General features: G+C 65.4%; 15 protein-coding genes and 1 tRNA gene. 10 read left to right on the top strand and 6 right to left on the bottom strand.

Translation table 11 applies throughout. The annotated features are described in order from the left end of the window. Positions 1-36: 36 nt before the first annotated feature. From DCG74_RS04595 to DCG74_RS04585, 3 genes are all read right to left on the bottom strand, one after another. Positions 37-834, bottom strand: a complete 798-nt coding sequence (locus DCG74_RS04595; protein ID WP_172789487.1) for an acyl-CoA thioesterase domain-containing protein — start codon at positions 832-834, stop codon at positions 37-39. A 182-nt stretch (positions 835-1016) separates the two neighbouring features. Then, positions 1017-2192: a tRNA epoxyqueuosine(34) reductase QueG gene (queG, locus tag DCG74_RS04590; RefSeq protein ID WP_172789488.1), complete on the bottom strand. Its 1176-nt coding sequence runs from the start codon at positions 2190-2192 to the stop codon at positions 1017-1019. Then, complete coding sequence (locus DCG74_RS04585) at positions 2141-2833, bottom strand: glutathione S-transferase family protein (RefSeq protein ID WP_172789489.1); 693 nt, start codon at positions 2831-2833, stop codon at positions 2141-2143. The genes queG and DCG74_RS04585 overlap by 52 nt, the downstream gene beginning before the upstream one ends. 169 nt (positions 2834-3002) lie before the next feature. On the opposite strand from DCG74_RS04585, the gene DCG74_RS04580 reads away from it, so the two are divergent. The 3 genes from DCG74_RS04580 to DCG74_RS04570 all read left to right on the top strand — a co-directional run bounded on the left by DCG74_RS04580 (position 3003) and on the right by DCG74_RS04570 (position 5987). Continuing rightward, positions 3003-3809 (top strand): undecaprenyl-diphosphate phosphatase, encoded by an 807-nt coding sequence (locus DCG74_RS04580; RefSeq protein ID WP_172789490.1) that lies wholly within the window; start codon positions 3003-3005, stop codon positions 3807-3809. Between the two features lie 108 nt (positions 3810-3917). Then, entirely contained in the window at positions 3918-5243 is a 1326-nt protein-coding gene (locus DCG74_RS04575; protein WP_172789491.1) for an FAD-binding oxidoreductase, read from the top strand. A 3-nt stretch (positions 5244-5246) separates the two neighbouring features. Continuing rightward, positions 5247-5987: an SDR family oxidoreductase gene (locus tag DCG74_RS04570; RefSeq protein WP_172789492.1), complete on the top strand. Its 741-nt coding sequence runs from the start codon at positions 5247-5249 to the stop codon at positions 5985-5987. Between the two features lie 148 nt (positions 5988-6135). Here the strand turns inward: DCG74_RS04570 and DCG74_RS04565 are convergent, their stop codons facing one another. Continuing rightward, a complete protein-coding gene (locus tag DCG74_RS04565; protein WP_172789493.1) occupies positions 6136-7101 on the bottom strand; it encodes a complex I NDUFA9 subunit family protein in 966 nt (321 codons plus the stop codon). A gap of 150 nt (positions 7102-7251) precedes the next feature. On the opposite strand from DCG74_RS04565, the gene DCG74_RS04560 reads away from it, so the two are divergent. Beyond that, positions 7252-7338, top strand: a tRNA-Leu gene (locus tag DCG74_RS04560). Between the two features lie 159 nt (positions 7339-7497). Here the strand turns inward: DCG74_RS04560 and DCG74_RS04555 are convergent. Both DCG74_RS04555 and DCG74_RS04550 read right to left on the bottom strand, forming a co-directional pair. Next, positions 7498-7995, bottom strand: a complete 498-nt coding sequence (locus DCG74_RS04555) for a lysozyme inhibitor LprI family protein (RefSeq protein WP_172789494.1) — start codon at positions 7993-7995, stop codon at positions 7498-7500. Between the two features lie 88 nt (positions 7996-8083). Beyond that, a complete protein-coding gene (locus DCG74_RS04550) occupies positions 8084-9349 on the bottom strand; it encodes an MFS transporter (RefSeq protein WP_172789495.1) in 1266 nt (421 codons plus the stop codon). 308 nt (positions 9350-9657) lie between these two features. On the opposite strand from DCG74_RS04550, the gene DCG74_RS04545 reads away from it, so the two are divergent. From DCG74_RS04545 to rpoN, 6 genes are all read left to right on the top strand, one after another. Further along, positions 9658-10935, top strand: coding sequence for a UbiA family prenyltransferase (locus DCG74_RS04545; protein WP_257187548.1), 1278 nt, complete (start codon positions 9658-9660; stop codon positions 10933-10935). 110 nt (positions 10936-11045) lie between these two features. Continuing rightward, positions 11046-11660, top strand: a complete 615-nt coding sequence (locus DCG74_RS04540; RefSeq protein ID WP_172788628.1) for a ribonuclease D — start codon at positions 11046-11048, stop codon at positions 11658-11660. A 163-nt stretch (positions 11661-11823) separates the two neighbouring features. Continuing rightward, positions 11824-12555, top strand: a complete 732-nt coding sequence (gene lptC / locus DCG74_RS04535; RefSeq protein WP_172788627.1) for an LPS export ABC transporter periplasmic protein LptC — start codon at positions 11824-11826, stop codon at positions 12553-12555. 5 nt (positions 12556-12560) lie between these two features. Further along, entirely contained in the window at positions 12561-13268 is a 708-nt protein-coding gene (locus DCG74_RS04530) for an LptA/OstA family protein (RefSeq protein WP_172788626.1), read from the top strand. A gap of 208 nt (positions 13269-13476) precedes the next feature. Continuing rightward, a complete protein-coding gene (lptB, locus tag DCG74_RS04525; RefSeq protein WP_172788625.1) occupies positions 13477-14481 on the top strand; it encodes an LPS export ABC transporter ATP-binding protein in 1005 nt (334 codons plus the stop codon). An 89-nt stretch (positions 14482-14570) separates the two neighbouring features. Continuing rightward, positions 14571-16193 (top strand): RNA polymerase factor sigma-54, encoded by a 1623-nt coding sequence (gene rpoN / locus DCG74_RS04520; protein WP_172788624.1) that lies wholly within the window; start codon positions 14571-14573, stop codon positions 16191-16193. The last annotated feature ends 43 nt before the right edge of the window (positions 16194-16236 follow it).

Here is a 16236-nt window from a genome sequence, read left to right as displayed (position 1 = left end):
CGTGACTTCGTCACGCCCCGGAATAACGGCGTTGAGCTAACGCTTCGACGGATTCGCCATCGGCTTGCGCTGCGCCAGCGCGGCCACCGTCGCGGTGCCGATCGGGCCCGCTTCGTCATAGAGCCAGCATTCGCCGATCGCGACGCCGTCGGTGGCGTGGTGGTTCACCACCTCCAAGCCGATCCACTCCGACACCGGCAGGCGGTGCAGGTAGATCGTGACGTCGCTGTTGATGTAGCCGAGCCCCTGGTCGCCCGCATTGGCAAACGGGCTGGCAAAATCGGCGCCGGTGGCGACATGGACGAACGGTGTCATCGCGGCGCCGGCGACGAGCTCGCGCACCTCGCTCATCCACAGCCGGCGCGGCCCCAGCGAGCCCATATGGCCGACGATGGGGCGCGTCGCCCATTTGCCGTTCATGCCGAGCCGGGGATCGGTCGGCTTGGGAATGTCGGATGGTTTCGGCGCATCCCAGTTCGGCGGCGACCACACATTGCCATCGGGATTCTGCGTTTTGCGCAGCAGCTGGCACGAGGCGCGCGCCATGCCGACGCCGCCGGAAAGAAACTCCGCCTCGACCACGCGGATGCGCAGTCCATCGCGCACCAGCCGCGTCCTCACCTCGATCGGCTTGTCGATGGTCGGCAGCCGGAACATGTCGACCGTGAGCCGCGCCGGCACGAATTCGGGCCCGGAATGGCGCTCCTCGATGACGAAGCCGAGCAGGCCGATGATGACGCGCCCGTGCAGCGATTTCGGATCCCATGGACCGTTGGCGACTTCCGTCGGATGGAATGTGTCACCCTCCCGGGTGAAGAAAGGCATGTTTGTCATGCGCGCGAGATTGCGGGAACGCGCGGGGAAATCAAGGGTGGTGAGGGCGTGTGTGCTCACCATACAAAAGGTGTCATCGCCCGGCTTGACCGGGCGATCCAGTACTCCGCGGCGGTTGTGGTTGAATCGACAGGCCGCGGCGTACTGGATTCCCCGCTTTCGCGGGGAATGACAGCAGAGAATTAGGACGCAGCTCGCCACTCCTCACGCACGCTATCGTCGTGCTCCTTGCGCGCAGCAGCAGATCTCATCGCCTCAAACTCTTCTCGTGACACCAACTGCCCCAGCGCCCACACCGCCGCCCCGCGCACCAGTGGGCTTGAGTCATCGAGTAACCGCCGCGCCTCGTCCGCCAGTGCCGCCTCGCCTGAGTTGCCGATCGCAATCAGCACATTCCGCAAGAACCGGTCGCGCCCGATGCGCTTCACCGGCGACTTCGTGAACAGCGCACGAAACGCGGCATCGTCGAGCCGTGCCAGCTCGGCGAGATCAGGCGCGCGCAATTCGTCGCGCGCGGCGAGCTTGGCCTCGCGCCCCTCCTGCGCGAACTTGTTCCAGGGGCATGCCGCGAGGCAATCGTCGCAGCCATAGATGCGATTGCCGATAGCCTTGCGAAACTCGTGCGGGATCGGGCCCTTGTTCTCGATCGTGAGATACGAGATGCAGCGCCGCGCATCTAGCTTGTAGGGCGCGGGAAAGGCCGCGGTCGGGCAGATGTCGAGACAGGCCCGGCACGAGCCGCAATGATCGATCTCGGCGGCATCGTGCGGCAGATCGAGCGTGGTGTAGATCGCACCGAGAAACAGCCACGAGCCGAACTCGCGCGAGACGAGGTTGGTGTGCTTGCCCTGCCAGCCAAGGCCTGCGGTCTGCGCCAGCGGCTTTTCCATCACCGCCGCAGTGTCGACGAACACCTTCACGTCCGACGGCGCGGTCGCCACCAGCCAGCGCGCCAGCGCCTTCAGCCGCTTCTTGATGATGTCATGATAGTCGTCACCTTGCGCATAGACCGAGATCGCCGCGCGCGTGCGCTGCTTCAGGACCGCGAGCGGATCGGAGTCGGGACCGTAGTTGACGCCGAGCATGATCACGCTGCGCACGTCGGCCCACAGCCCGCGCGGATCGACGCGGCGCTCCGGTTGGTTCGCCAGCCAGTCCATGTCGCCATGGCCGCCCGAGGCGATGAATTCGAGGAAGTATTTTCCGGCCGCATCGATCGTGCCCGGCGCGGTGACGCCGATGCAGTCGAAGCCGAGCGCGTGCGCTTCGCGCGCCAGCGCCGCCTTCAGCTCAGTCGGGTCGGAGCTCAGAAATCCAGGTCCACATAGGTCCGCGACGCCGGCACGCCGGCCAGCCATTCGCTTAGCAGCGGACGGAACGACGGGCGGGATTTCACCCGCGCGTACCACGCCTTTGCTGCGTCGTCCTCGCTCCATGGCACGTCGCCCAGATAGTCGATCGCCGAGAGATGCGCCGCGGCGGCGAGATCCGCGTAGGTGAGCCGGTCGCCGGCGAGGAAATTGCGCGTCTGCGCCAGCCAGCCGATATAGGCCAGATGATAGCGCACATTGGCTTTCGCTGCGCGCATGACGTCGGCCGAGGGCGGGCCGCCGCCGTTCTCCTCGCTCATGAAGCGCTTGTAGATCCGCTCGGTGACGAGCGGGTGCGAGACCTCCTCGAAGAACTTTTCGTTGAACCAGGCCATCAGCCGGCGCACCTCGACGCGCTCGAAGGTGGTCTCCGGCATCAGGCGCTTGACGCCCATCCCCGCGCCATAGGCCTCGTCGACATATTCGGCGATGATGGCCGCGCCCGGGATCGGCGGCTGTTCCTTGTCCACCAGCACAGGCGTGGTGCCGGCCGCATTCAGCAGCAGAAACGCCTCGCGCCGCTCCCAGCTGCGCTCCTCGACCAGCTTCAGGTCGAGCCCGTATTCACCCACGATCAGGCGGATGAAGCGCGAATGCGGGCAGAACGGATGATGAAACAGCGTAAACATGAAGCCTTTGACTATTTGATGGTGCTTAAGAATCCATCAATGTTTGTGCGTCGCCACACTAGCCCTTCAAAACCGCGAAGCAAGGGCGTGATGTCGCATTTTGCGATTGCGGCATGGGGGCGAATAGGCGAGAAGAGCCCCGCTTTTCCAGCCGAAATGGACCGTAAATATGTCAGACGCAATACGGGCAGTGATCCTCGGCATCATCGAGGGTGTGACCGAGTTCCTTCCCGTATCCTCGACCGGCCACCTCCTGCTCGCGGAGCGCTTCTTCCATCTCGGCGAAGGTGCGTTCTGGGATTCGTTTACGGTCCTGATCCAGCTGGGCGCGATCCTCGCGATCGTGGGGCTCTACTTCAGGAAGCTCTGGGATGTCGTGATCGGCCTGTTCACGGGCGATGCCTATGCGCGCCGCTTCGTGATCGGCGTGCTGGTGGCGTTCCTGCCGGCCGTGATCGTCGGTCTCGTCGCCGGCAAATACATCAAGACCCTGCTGTTCAATCCGTGGGTCGTGTGCTTCACGCTGATCGTCGGCGGCGCCATCCTGCTCTGGGTCGACAAGCTCGATCTCAAGCCGCGCGAGCACGACGCCACCAAGTTTCCGCTCTTGATGTATCTCTATATCGGCATCGCGCAATGCGTGGCGATGATCCCGGGCGTGTCGCGCTCCGGCGCCAGCATCGTCGCTGCGATGCTCTTGGGCGCCGACAAGCGCGCGGCGGCGGAGTTCTCGTTCTTTCTCGCCATCCCCACCATGATCGGCGCGTTCGCCTACGATTTCTACAAGAACCGCGCCGAGATGACGATGGATCACATGAACATCGTCGCGATCGGCTTCGTGGTCTCGTTCATCACCGCAATCATCGTTGTGAAGACGTTCCTGACCTACGTCACCCGCCACGGCTTCGTGCTGTTCGCCTGGTGGCGCGTCATCGTCGGCACGCTCGGCCTGATCGCGCTGGCATTGGGCCGGTAGGCCCGTTACCCCATCTACGCGCCTGCCGCGCCTTCAACGCAATATAAGCTTTTGATCGGTACTCAGTTTCGGAATGCAGGGCGGTGCGCCCGGCACAGGAGCTGAACCATGACCCTCGTCAGCGGCTGGGGCCGTTTCCCGGTCGTCGATAGCGACGTGCTGCGGCCGCGGTCCTTGGAGGCCGTTGCTGAAGCCATGGTGTCCGGCACCGTGGCGCGCGGCAATGGCCGCGCCTATGGCGATGCCGCGATCGGGGTCGCCAGGACCGTCGCGATGACGGGCTTCGACCGCATCAGGTGGTTCGATCCGGCGACCGGCTGCATCCGCCTCGAGGCCGGCGTGCTGCTCTCGGATCTCATCGACACTTTCGGCCCGCGCGGTTTTCTGCCCTTCGTGCTGCCCGGCACGCGCTTCGTGTCGATCGGCGGCGCCATCGCCGCCGACGTGCACGGCAAGAACCATCATTGCGAGGGCGGCTTCGGCCGTTACGTCGACAGCATCCTGCTGCGCACGGGCGAGGGCGAGACCATCGAGGCCTCGCGCGAGCAGAACTCCGATGCATTCTTTGCCACAATCGGCGGCATGGGTCTGACCGGAATCATCCTCGAGGCGACGCTACGGCTGCGCAAGGTCGAAACGGGATGGATCCGCGAGCGCGTGATCTCAGCGTCCGATCTCGATGCGGCGATGCGCGCGCTCGATGCAGGCGATGCCGCGACCTATTCGGTGGCCTGGATCGATTGTGCCGCGCGCGGCAAGGATCTCGGCCGCTCGCTGATCTATCTCGGCGAGCACGCCGGCAAGGACGAGCTTCCTGCCGGTGCCGCCGCGTTTCCTGCCGGCAAGGATCCCGGTCTCGGCGTCCCCATCGATTTGCCCTCGATGACGCTGAACCGCTTCAGCATCCGTGCCTTCAACGAGCTGTATTACCGCATGGGCGCGCGCCGCGCCGGCCGCAGCCATGTGGTCTCGCTCTATCCTTATTTCTTCCCGCTCGACAGCATTGCCGACTGGAATCGCATCTACGGCAAGCGCGGCTTCCTGCAGCATCAATGTGTGATCCCGGAAAACGGTGCGCGCGCCGTGCTCGGCGAAATCCTCGATCGCGTCGCGCGGCGCGGCGATGCCTCCTTCCTCGCGGTGCTGAAGAAGCTCGGCCAGGGCGACGGCATCCTGTCGTTTCCGCTGCCCGGCTACACGCTGGCGCTGGATTTCCCGGTGCGGGGCGACATCCTGAATTTTCTCGACGACATCGATCGTCTTGTCGTCGCGGCAGGCGGAAGGCTCTATCTCGCCAAGGATGCGCGCCAGTCGCGCGAGACGCTCAATGCCGGCTATCCCGCGCTGTCGCGCTTCAATGCGATCCGCAAATCGCTCGATCCCGCCGGCAACATCCGCTCCAAGCTTTCACAACGTCTGTTTGATGAGGTCTAGGCCGTGACGTCGCGCAAGTCTGTACTGGTCCTGGGTGGCTCATCCGACATCGGCCGCGCCGTGGCGCGCGCCTTTGCCAAAGCGGAATACGATGTGGGGCTCGCCGGCCGCAGCGTCGCCGCGCTGGAGCCTGACGCCGCCGATCTGCGCGCGCGCTACAATGTCGAGGTCGGTCTCCACACCTTCGACGTGCTCGACATCGCCTCGTTCGAAGGCTTCGTCGCCGGCCTTCCCGCGCTGCCCGAGGTCGTCATTTCGATCGTCGGCCTGCTCGGTGTGCAGCAACAGGCCGAGAGCGATCTCGCCCACGCCACCGCGATCATGCGCTCCAACTACGAGGGCCCGGCGCTGATCCTCGGCCTGCTCGCGGAAAAGTTCTTAAGCCGCGGCAGCGGCACGCTGGTCGGCGTGTCCTCGGTTGCCGGCGATCGCGGCCGCGCCTCCAACTATGTCTATGGCTCCGCCAAGGCCGGCTTCTCCGCCTTCCTGTCCGGCCTGCGAGCCCGCGCCAGCCGGGGCGGCGTCCACGTCGTCACGGTCAAGCCCGGCTTCGTCCGCACCAGGATGACCGAAGGCATGAAGCTGATCGGCCCGCTCACCGTCGAGGCTCCCGTCGTCGGCGCTGCGATCCTTCGCGCCGTCGAGAACAAGACCGATATCGTCTATGTCAGCGCCAAATGGCGCCTCGTGATGTTGATCATCAAGACGTTGCCGGAAGTGGTGTTCAAGAAGCTGAAGTTTTGATGCCGTTGCCGCACGTTCGGTGCGCTCCCTCGCCGCTTGCGGGAGAGGGCTGGGGAGAGGGGTGTCTCCACAGAGAGACTCCCGATGACGAGAAAGCCCTCACCCGCCGCTTCGCGGCGACCTCTCCCGCAAGCGGGAGAGGTGAAACTCACACGCTCATCCGCTGGAACTGCCCGGCCGCGCGGAAGCGCCAGAGATATTGCGGAGCGATCGCTTCCAGCGAATCGGGCGTGATGCCGAGGCCTTCCAGCGTCAGCCCGGCCGCCTTCGCCGCCTCCGACACGACATTGTCGCGCTCGAGCAGCGTGACCTGGTCGGGCGTCAGCTTGAACGCGCCCGGTGCGAATTGCAGGAAGTTGGCCTGGAAGCGGGCGAGGCCGAACGACAGCGGCACCAGCATCCGCTTGCGGTCGGTGATTTCGAGGATCGCCTCGATGATCTCGCGCATGCTCAGCACCTCCGGCCCGCCGAGCTCGTAGGTCGCGCCCGCCTTGGCCTTGCCGTCGGCGGCATCCGCGATCGCGCTGGCGACGTCGCCGACATAGACCGGCTGCATCTTCGTCTCGCCGCCGATCAGGGGCAGCACCGGCGACATCCGGGCCAGTGCGGCAAAGCGGTTGGTGAACTGATCCTCGGGGCCGAACATCACGGAGGGACGGAAGATCGTGGCGGAGGGAACCGCGGCCAGGACCGCGGCTTCGCCGGCCGCCTTGGCCCTGGCATAGCGCGAGGGCGATTGCGCATCGGCCCCGATCGCCGAGACATGCACCAGCTGGGCCCCGGCGGCGGCGGCCGCCTTGGCGACGGTCTCGGCGCCCTTGGCCTGGACGGCGTCAAACGTCTGCGCCCCGCCCTCGGTGAGCACGCCGACCAGATTGATCACGACATGCGAATCACGCAGCGCCGCCTCGACCGAGGCCGGATAGCGCAGATTCGCCTGCACATTGTGGACCTGTCCGACCCGGCCGAGCGGCTGGAGGTATCCGGCGAGTTCCGGCCGCCGCACCGCGACCCGGACCCGGTAATCCCGCTTGCACAGGGCGCGGACGACGCTGCGGCCCAAAAACCCCGATCCGCCGAAAACCGTGACGAGCGTGTCCAGATTCGATGCCATGGGAGCCGTTCCTGCGGAAAGAGTGTGTCGTGTCAGGCTTGTATCGGGCCGGTTTGCGATGCGCAATCGGCATCCCGACCCCGGCCTCACGCATGAATTGACAACGGCGTCACCGAACCGTAGTAACCGCCTCCGTGCCCCAAACGGCATGCCCAGGTGGTGGAATTGGTAGACGCGCTGGCTTCAGGTGCCAGTGGCTTAACGGCCGTGAAGGTTCGAGTCCTTTCCTGGGCACCATCCCTTGCTCAAGCGACTGAAATCGCTCATCCGCAGGACATCGAGCTGCTGACCGGTCCACGACTCCGAAGCACAGCGCTCATGGCGCGCCGAATGGCCGTCGTCGCCACGTCGGAAGATGCCGGCAAGGCCGGTGACCCCGAGCCCCCCTAGGAGGCCTCAGTGCTCGTTGACCGCAGCGCCGAGCTTGATCAGGCTCAGCGAGCGGTTCGCGGTCTCGCGCAGGCGGCAGTAGCTCGCGCCGCCCCGGTACATGCCCGGGTCGACGTTGTCGAAGACCGCGCAGAGGCGATCACGCGACGCGGCGAAAATTTTCTGCGAGTCATTGACCGCCTTGATCGCGTCGGCGAACCCGCCGGCCTGAACCTTCTTCAGCGCCTCACTGGTTTTCTGCGTCCAGACGGCGAGTTCGCGCGCCGCGCAGGCCTTCCATCTGGCGACATCGTCATTCGCGCCCTCTGCCGCCTTGATGCAGGGGTCGGCGACGAGCCCGACGCAAGCGCCGCCGAAACCGCCGGTTTTCTCCACCTTCTTCAGGCAGGCATCGATCAAGGCAAGGTCGGCTGGCGCGGTGCTTTGGGTGGTGTCTTGGGCGAAAGCCACCGATGCCAGCGGGAGGCCTGCGGCGAGGATCGCGGCGGCAAGTTTGAATTTCACTGGAGATCTCCGTTCGGCGCATCGATGCAACCTTGGTCACCGAAGGCCCGGCGTGGGTTCACCCGAACGTGGAGCAGGAGCCGCTCCCTCACACCACCCGCTTCCCCGTCCCCTCCGCCACCGCCTTCTGCACGAAATACATCATCACCAGCGTGACGATCGTCGTGGTGACGACGACGTAGCCGATCCGGTCGAAATGGAGCAGCGCGCCGTCGGCGCCTTGCGCGATGATCGCGCCGGCGAGCACCGAGCCGAGGCCGCCGGAGAGCTGCTGCAGCGAAGCGCTGACCGCGCTGAACGAGCCGCGCTGGCCGGGGTCCGGGATCGCCGACATCAGCGCCTGCGACGGGATCATGCGCGAGAAGATGCCGACGAACATCAGCACGTTGACCAGAATCGCGGTCGCGAGCGAGACGTGGCCGAGATGGGTGTAGATCAGCACCATGAGGACGGTCATGGCGCAGCCGAACACGAAGGTCGGATATTTGCCGAAGGCGTCGCTGGCGCGGCCGACCAGCGGCCCGGTGACGATGCTGAACAGGCCGGAGACGAGATAGATCGTCGGCAGATGCGTGATGTCGATGCCGAGATTATGCACGGTGTAGGCGCTGGAGAACGGCATCAGCATGTAGCCGCCGGTCGCCAGCAGCGTCGTGACGGCGAAGGCCAGCGTATAGCGCGGCTCGCCGATGGTCGCGACCAGATGGTGGAACGGGTTTCTGTCCTGCTTCAGCTTCAGATGCGCGTCGACCGGCTCCATGGCGAAGGCGATGATCGCGATCGTCACGATCGACAGCACGACGATCGCGACGAAGCAGACATGCCAGCTCCAGTGATTGGCGAGAAACAGGCCGGCGGGAATGCCGAGCACCTGGCTGGCGGCGAACGCCGTCTGGATGATTCCCATCACGCGGCCGCGCATCTGCAGCGGAAACAGGTCGGTGATGATGGCGAGCACGACCGCGCCGATCACGCCGCCGAACAATCCGGTCACGATCCGGCCGATCAGCAGCACATGGTAGTTCGGCGCCACCGCGCACAGCAGCGTGCCCAGCGTGAAGCCGACATAGAAGAACAGCAAGAGGCGCTTGCGATCGAAACGATCGGCAAAGCCGGCGGCGAGGATGCCCGATAGTCCCGCGCTGAAGGCGTAGGCCGACACCGCGACGCCGAACTGCCCCGCCGTGATGTTGAGCGACGGCATCAGGATGGCGCCGAGCGGCGACATGATGATGAAATCGAGGATGATCGTGAACTGCGTCAGCGCCAGCAGCGCGATGAGGAGCGCCTGGTAGCGCGAGAATCCGCGCGGGCGCTGGTCGTCGATCGGCGCAGCGAGCGTTTGTTCGGTCATGGCATCTGATTCACGGTGGGGAGCCCCGGGGAGGGAAATTGGCAGATAGGGTGGGCGGGGACGATGTCCACGGCGCGGAAAGCAAAAGTTCTGCCGGGACAGGAAGCTCGCGGCGGATTGTGGGATCCGGGCAACAGCGCCTGGGGCGGAAGCCGTCCCCACCTCTCCAACCGAATTAAGCCGCCTTTAGCGAATGTTCCCATAGGGTTGGCCGTCCATTTCCTGCTCCCCGGCCGAATTGCCGGTCATGTCGCGGCAAGTCAGAGCGTTTTCCGATGGAGCAGCGTGCCTCCCAGTATGATCCTGGCGTGTCCGAGCCGTCGGCGGCCCGGACCCTCGTCATCGACCTCGAAGGCGCCCTGTTGCGGTCCGAGCTGCTGTTGGAGGCGCTGTTCTCCAGCCCCGGCCGCCTGCTGGCGCGCTTCGGCGCGGGCGGACGGGCCGGGATGGCGGCGCTCACGAAGATCCTGGCGCGGGCGCAGATCGATTACGCCCATCTGCCCTATGATTCCGATGTGATGAACCGGGCGCTGGCGGCACGGGCGCGCGGGGCGAAGATCTATCTCGTCGCGGATCGGCTCGCCGCTCACGCCGCGGCGATCGCAGCGCATCTCGGCTTCGATGGCGTCGTCACGTCGGCCGATCTCGCCGCGGGCAGCGTGCCGTTCGATCGTGCCTCCATTGCGCGCATCGAAAATCGCGAGGTCCGCAGAGCTGACCTCGCCATCTGGGTGAAGGCGCTGCGGGTCCATCAATACGCCAAGAACACGCTGGTGTTCGTGCCCGCGCTCACGGCGCATCAGATGAGCCTTTCGGTGCTGGGCTACGCGCTGCTCGCGTTCCTGGCGTTCTCGGCCTGCGCCTCGGGCGCCTATCTGATGAACGATCTGCTCGATCTCGCCGCCGATCGGCAGCATCCGACCAAGCGCCACCGCGCGCTCGCGGCCGGCGACTTGCCGATCTCGTCGGCGCTGTCGGCCGTTCCCGCATTGTGGTTGTTCGCGCTCGCCGCCAGCCTCTGCATCTCGCCGCTGTTCCTCGGCCTGCTCGGTCTCTACCTCGTCACCACGATCGCCTATTCGCTCGCGCTCAAGCGCAAGATGCTGGTCGACATCGTCACGCTCGCCGGCCTCTACACGCTTCGCATCGTCGCCGGCGCGGTCGGTGTCGGCGTGGTGCTGTCGGAATGGCTGTTGATCTTCTCGCTGTTCGTGTTCACCTCGCTCGCCCTGATCAAGCGCTTCAGCGAGCTCAGCATGCGCGAGAGCGCAGGCCTCGCCGATCCCGCCAACCGCGACTATCGCGTTACCGACCTTAACGTCATCGCCGCGATGGCGGCGGCGAGCGCCATGAACGCGGTGACCGTGTTCTCGCTCTACGTCTCGTCCTCGGCGGTGACGCCGCTCTACAGCCGGCCCTGGATGCTGTGGCTGCTCACGCCGCTGCTGCTGTACTGGTTCGGCCGTGCCCTGATGATGGCGCATCGCCGCGAGATGCCGGACGATCCGATCCTGTACGCTTTCCGGGACGGTCCCAGCCGCATCGCCGTCGCGGCGATGGTCTGCATCATGCTCGCCGCGATCTGACCGGCCCGTAAGGTCGCGGCCGCCGCTTGCGTGACCTGCTGCGACTGGCTACATCGCGATCCATTCGACTAGCCTATGATATCGACGCACCGATTCGACCCGAGGTTTTCATGACCGTACGCCTGCACCGCGGCGACCTGCCCGACCTGTCCCGCTACACCGGAGCGGTGGCGATCGACACCGAGACCATGGGGCTGAACCCGCACCGCGACCGGCTCTGCGTGGTGCAGCTCTCGCCCGGCGATGGCAGCGCCGACGTGGTGCAGATCCCCAAGGGCCACACCGACGCGCCGAACCTGAAGGCGCTGCTCGCCAATCCGGCGGTCACGAAGATCTTCCATTTCGCGCGGTTCGACGTCGCGGTGCTGTACCAGACCTTCGGCGCCATGACTGGGCCGATTTATTGCACCAAGATTGCCTCCCGCCTGACCCGCACCTACACCGACCGCCACGGCCTCAAGGACCTCGTCCGCGAGGTGCTCAACATCGACCTCTCCAAGCAGCAGCAGTCCAGTGACTGGGGTTCCGACAGCCTGACCGAGCCGCAGCTCGCCTATGCCGCCTCCGACGTGCTGCATCTGCATGCCTTGCGCGAGCGGCTGGATGCCATGCTGGTGCGGGAAGGCCGCAGCCAGCTGGCGCAGGCCTGTTTCGACTTCCTGCCGACCCGAGCCTTGCTCGACCTCCAGGGCTGGGCGGAAGAGGACATTTTCGCGCATTCCTGAACGCCCGGCGCGGCGATTGGCCGGCCCTTGCCGCCCCGTTTCGGACACTTTCGTAACGGCCTGTCGCCGGCTGCATATTTGGGCGGCGCCGGATAGAATGGGGTGCCCCCCTCGACCGGACACGGCGAGCTCCTCGTCAGGAGCCAGGCAAGCAGGAACCCAGGTGAATTCGGCCCAGAATCCCACCTACGACGCCGCGCTCGCGGCGAAGTTCGCCAGCGCGGCGCGCCACAGCCGCCTGGTGCGGATTCTGCGCATCGCGGTGCCGGGTGCGGTGCTGCTGTCCATGGCCGCCATCGTCGGCGTCTCGATCTTCAACCCGTTCCGCATGCTGATACCGAAGCTGCCGGTCGATAGCGGAAATCTGGTGGTGTCGGGCACCAAGATCACGATGGAATCGCCGCACCTCGCTGGTTACACGCCCGATCAGCGGCCCTACGAGCTCTGGGCCAAGACCGCGACGCAGGACATCACCGATCCTGACCATGTCGATCTCAAGGACTTGCGCGCGAAGGTGTTGATGGAGGATCAATCGACCCTGTTCCTCGACGCCCGCACCGGCCGCTTCGACAACAAGCAGCAGCAGCTCGATCTGCGCAAGGACATCTTGCTGCGCACCTCGACCGGCTATGAGGCGCGGCTGAACTCGGCTTTCGTCGACATGGGCAAGGGCACGGTCTCCTCGGACGAGCGCGTCGACGTCAAGCTGACCAATGGCACGCTGAGCGCGGATCGCCTGCGAATTACCGAAGGCGGCGACGTCATCCGCTTCGAGGGCAATGTGGTGATGCATCTGGACAAGCTGGATGAGCCCGCCGCTGTTCAGCCTGCACCGCCCGAGCCTGCGCCGACGAAGACACGCACGCCTCAGAACAAATCTGCCAATTCGAAGTGATTTTCATGATGACCTGTTTTCCGCGTGACGCTGTTGTCAGCAAGGCCGCGCTCGCAATCGGCCTCGCACTGCTCGTCACCGGTGCGGCGCTTGCGCAGAGCACGATGCAGGGCGTGCCCAATGCGATGCAGGGCTTTTCGCAGAACCGCGATCAGCCGATCCAGATCGAAGCCGCCTCGCTCGAGATGCGCGACAAGAAGAAGGAGGCGACCTTCGCCGGTAATGTGAAGGTCGTGCAGGGCGACACCACCATGACCTCGAAGACGCTGGTGGTGTTTTACGAATCGGGCGGCGGCGACAAGCCGGCCGCGCCGCAGCCCGCAGCGAAAGGCGCGAAATCGGCGCCGATGCAGTCGGCGCAGCCGGGTCCGGGCGGCAGCTCCTCGATCAAGCGGCTCGAGGCGCGCGGCAATGTCGTGGTCACCCAGAAAGACCAGGTCGTGACGGGCGAGACCGCGGTGTTCGACACCAAGACCAATCTCATCACCATGCTCGGCGGCGCGGGCGGCCAGGTGGTCCTGACCCAGTGCAAGAACGTGCTGCGCGGTGATCGTCTGATGGTCGACATGACCACCGGCGTGTCCCGCGTGGAAGCCGACAACGGACGGGTGCAGGCATTGCTGCCGCAGGGCGGCAGCAATGATTGCGGCCAGGGCGCCAAACCCGGCGCGCCGCCGCCTCTGCAATCGCCGGGCGCAACTAAACAAAAGTGAATTCAACAACTTGGATCGGGTGCTCCCGATCCGAGGTTGAAGCTTGGCGGGCGAGCCTGTATCTAGCGCGCAGGGCTTTTGAAGCGGGGTCTGCCGCTTTTCGGGCGTGTTTCACTGGGCATGAGACATCCCTTCATTCATGGTGCGCCGGCGAATCGAGGCCGGCACGGCAGATCGCGTGATGATCGCGAAAGGCTAGAAGGCGGGGATGGTCGATCTCTTCAGCATGTTCCGTCGGCGCCCCGCCAAGCGCGGCCGGCCAGGATTTGCGCGTCAGGACATCACCGCGCTCGGTGACAGCGTCGGCGGCCTCGTGCCCAGTCCTGTTAGGGACGCCCCACCGATTGGCCGCGACCAGCCGCGCGCGGCCGACCAGTTCCAAGGTGACTACGAGGCCGACTATCCGGCCGAGCCGCGCCCGCAGGCGGTTCATCCGGTCCGGACTGTCGCCAGGCCCAACGGTGGCGGCGGGCCGCAGCTGTTGAAGCGGCCCGGCTTCCTGGCTGTGCATAGCGTGGAAAAAGCCTTCGGCAGCCGCCAGGTGGTGCGCGGCGTCAGCATCTATGTGCGCCGCGGCGAAGCCGTCGGCCTGCTCGGCCCGAACGGCGCCGGCAAGACCACCGTCTTCTACATGATCACCGGCCTGATCAAGGCCGATCGCGGCGCGATCGAGCTCGACGGCCACGACGTCACGAAACTCCCGATGTATCAGCGCGCGCGGCTCGGCATCGGCTATCTGCCGCAGGAGGCCTCGATCTTCCGCGGCCTCACCGTCGAGCAGAACATCCGCGCCGTGCTCGAAGTGGTCGAGCCCTCGCGCAAGAAGCGCGAGCAGCAGCTTGACTCGCTGCTCGACGAGTTCAACATCACGCGCCTGCGAAAATCACCGTCGATCGCGCTGTCGGGCGGTGAGCGCCGCCGCGTCGAGATCGCGCGTGCGCTGGCGACGCGGCCGAACTACATGCTGCTCGACGAGCCCTTCGCCGGCATCGACCCGATCGCGGTCGGCGACATCCAGGACCTCGTCCGCCATCTCACCAATCGCGGCATCGGCGTGCTCATCACCGACCACAATGTCCGCGAGACGCTCGGCCTCACCGACCGTGCCTATATCGTCTATGCCGGGGAAATCTTGACCGAGGGAACTCCGGATGAGATCGTGGCTGATCCGGACGTGCGCCGCCTTTACCTTGGCGAGGAATTCCGCCTCTAGCCCGTTTTTGCGTTTCGTCAAGACGTGTACATCGGGCTCGGACTAGGATAAGCAAAAATCGGACCATTTTTGGGAACGGTTCTTGCTTCATGGCGCTTACGCAGAGATTAGAGTTCCGGCAATCGCAGTCGCTGGTCATGACGCCGCAGCTGATGCAGGCGATCAAGCTGCTGCAATTGTCCAATCTCGATCTCACGACCTTCGTGGAAGAGGAGCTCGAGCGAAACCCTCTGCTGGAGCGGGCCAGTGACGAGGCCCCCGCGGACGCCCCGGCCGAGGCCGGCAGTTACGGCGATGCCGAGGGTGGCCAAGGCGATGGCCAGGGCGAGGATGGCTTCAGCGGCAGTGCCGAGGGTTTCGAGCCGGGCCAGGAAGAATGGATGAGCAAGGAACTCGGCACCCGCGCCGAGATCGAGCAGACCCTGGACACCGGCCTCGACAACGTCTTCTCCGAGGAGCCGGCCGAGGCTGCGGCGCGCAACGCCCAGGATGCGGCGCCGACCACCTATACCGAATGGGGCGGCGGCGCCTCCGGTGACGAAGACTACAATCTCGAAGCTTTTGTCGCGGCCGAGACAACGTTGTCGGACCATCTCGCCGAGCAGCTCTCGGTGGCCTTCACCGCGCCCGCGCAGCGCATGATCGGCCAGTACCTGATCGACCTCGTCGACGAAGCCGGCTATCTGCCGCCCGATCTCGGCCAGGCCGCCGAGCGTCTGGGCGCGTCGCAGGCCGAGGTCGAAAACGTCCTCGCCGTGCTGCAAAAGTTCGATCCGCCCGGCGTCTGCGCGCGCTCTCTCAGCGAATGCCTGGCGATCCAGCTGCGCGAGCTCGACCGCTACGACCCCGCGATGCAGGCGCTGGTCGAGCATCTCGATCTGCTCGCCAAGCGCGACGTCGCGGCGCTGCGCAAGATCTGCGGCGTCGACGACGAGGACATCGCCGACATGATCGGCGAGATCCGCCGCCTCAATCCCAAGCCCGGCATGAAGTTCGGCTCGGCGCGCCTGCAAACCATGGTGCCCGATGTCTATGTCCGTCCGGGTCCCGACGGCGGCTGGCATGTCGAGCTCAACAGCGACACCCTGCCGCGCGTGCTGGTCAACCAGACCTATTATTCCGAGCTGTCGAAGAAGATCGGCAAGGACGGCGACAAGTCCTATTTCACCGACGCGCTGCAGAACGCGACCTGGCTGGTGCGCGCGCTCGACCAGCGCGCCCGCACCATCCTGAAAGTGGCAACCGAGATCGTGCGCCAGCAGGACGGGTTCTTCACCCATGGCGTCGCGCATTTGCGGCCGCTCAATCTGAAGGCGGTCGCCGACGCCATCCAGATGCATGAATCCACGGTGTCGCGCGTCACCGCCAACAAATACATGGCGACAAATCGCGGCACATTCGAGCTGAAATATTTCTTCACGGCCTCGATCGCCTCGGCCGACGGCGGCGAAGCGCATTCGGCGGAAGCCGTGCGTCACCACATCAAGCAGCTGATCGATTCGGAGGAGCCCTCCGCGATCCTGTCGGACGACACCATCGTGGAACGCTTGCGCGCCTCGGGCATTGATATTGCCCGCCGCACGGTCGCGAAGTACCGCGAAGCCATGCGCATACCCTCCTCGGTGCAACGCCGCCGCGACAAGCAGAGTGCTCTTGGTAACGTCCTCTCTACCGCCTTGTCCGATCGCTCCCGCAATCCCGAACCGGCCTGATTGCGCTGGCGCCAAATCGCGCTACTCTCGATGCCCCATCGAG

The sequence above is a fragment of the Bradyrhizobium sp. WBAH42 genome (assembly GCF_024585265.1).
Taxonomy (GTDB): domain Bacteria; phylum Pseudomonadota; class Alphaproteobacteria; order Rhizobiales; family Xanthobacteraceae; genus Bradyrhizobium.
This window is presented reverse-complemented; position numbering and strand designations above follow the sequence as displayed.

What these genes read in the sequence shown, in the direction of transcription:
- DCG74_RS04595 (WP_172789487.1), bottom strand. Translation starts at nt 834, where the DNA reads ATGACAAACATGCCTTTCTTCACCCGGGAGGGTGACACATTCCATCCG.
- DCG74_RS04565 (WP_172789493.1), bottom strand. Translation starts at nt 7,101, where the DNA reads ATGGCATCGAATCTGGACACGCTCGTCACGGTTTTCGGCGGATCGGGG.
- DCG74_RS04550 (WP_172789495.1), bottom strand. Translation starts at nt 9,349, where the DNA reads ATGACCGAACAAACGCTCGCTGCGCCGATCGACGACCAGCGCCCGCGC.
- DCG74_RS04530 (WP_172788626.1), top strand. Translation starts at nt 12,561, where the DNA reads ATGATGACCTGTTTTCCGCGTGACGCTGTTGTCAGCAAGGCCGCGCTC.
- DCG74_RS04585 (WP_172789489.1), bottom strand. Translation starts at nt 2,833, where the DNA reads ATGTTTACGCTGTTTCATCATCCGTTCTGCCCGCATTCGCGCTTCATC.
- DCG74_RS04575 (WP_172789491.1), top strand. Translation starts at nt 3,918, where the DNA reads ATGACCCTCGTCAGCGGCTGGGGCCGTTTCCCGGTCGTCGATAGCGAC.
- DCG74_RS04580 (WP_172789490.1), top strand. Translation starts at nt 3,003, where the DNA reads ATGTCAGACGCAATACGGGCAGTGATCCTCGGCATCATCGAGGGTGTG.
- rpoN (WP_172788624.1), top strand. Translation starts at nt 14,571, where the DNA reads ATGGCGCTTACGCAGAGATTAGAGTTCCGGCAATCGCAGTCGCTGGTC.
- DCG74_RS04540 (WP_172788628.1), top strand. Translation starts at nt 11,046, where the DNA reads ATGACCGTACGCCTGCACCGCGGCGACCTGCCCGACCTGTCCCGCTAC.
- queG (WP_172789488.1), bottom strand. Translation starts at nt 2,192, where the DNA reads ATGGCTGGCCGGCGTGCCGGCGTCGCGGACCTATGTGGACCTGGATTT.
- lptB (WP_172788625.1), top strand. Translation starts at nt 13,477, where the DNA reads ATGGTCGATCTCTTCAGCATGTTCCGTCGGCGCCCCGCCAAGCGCGGC.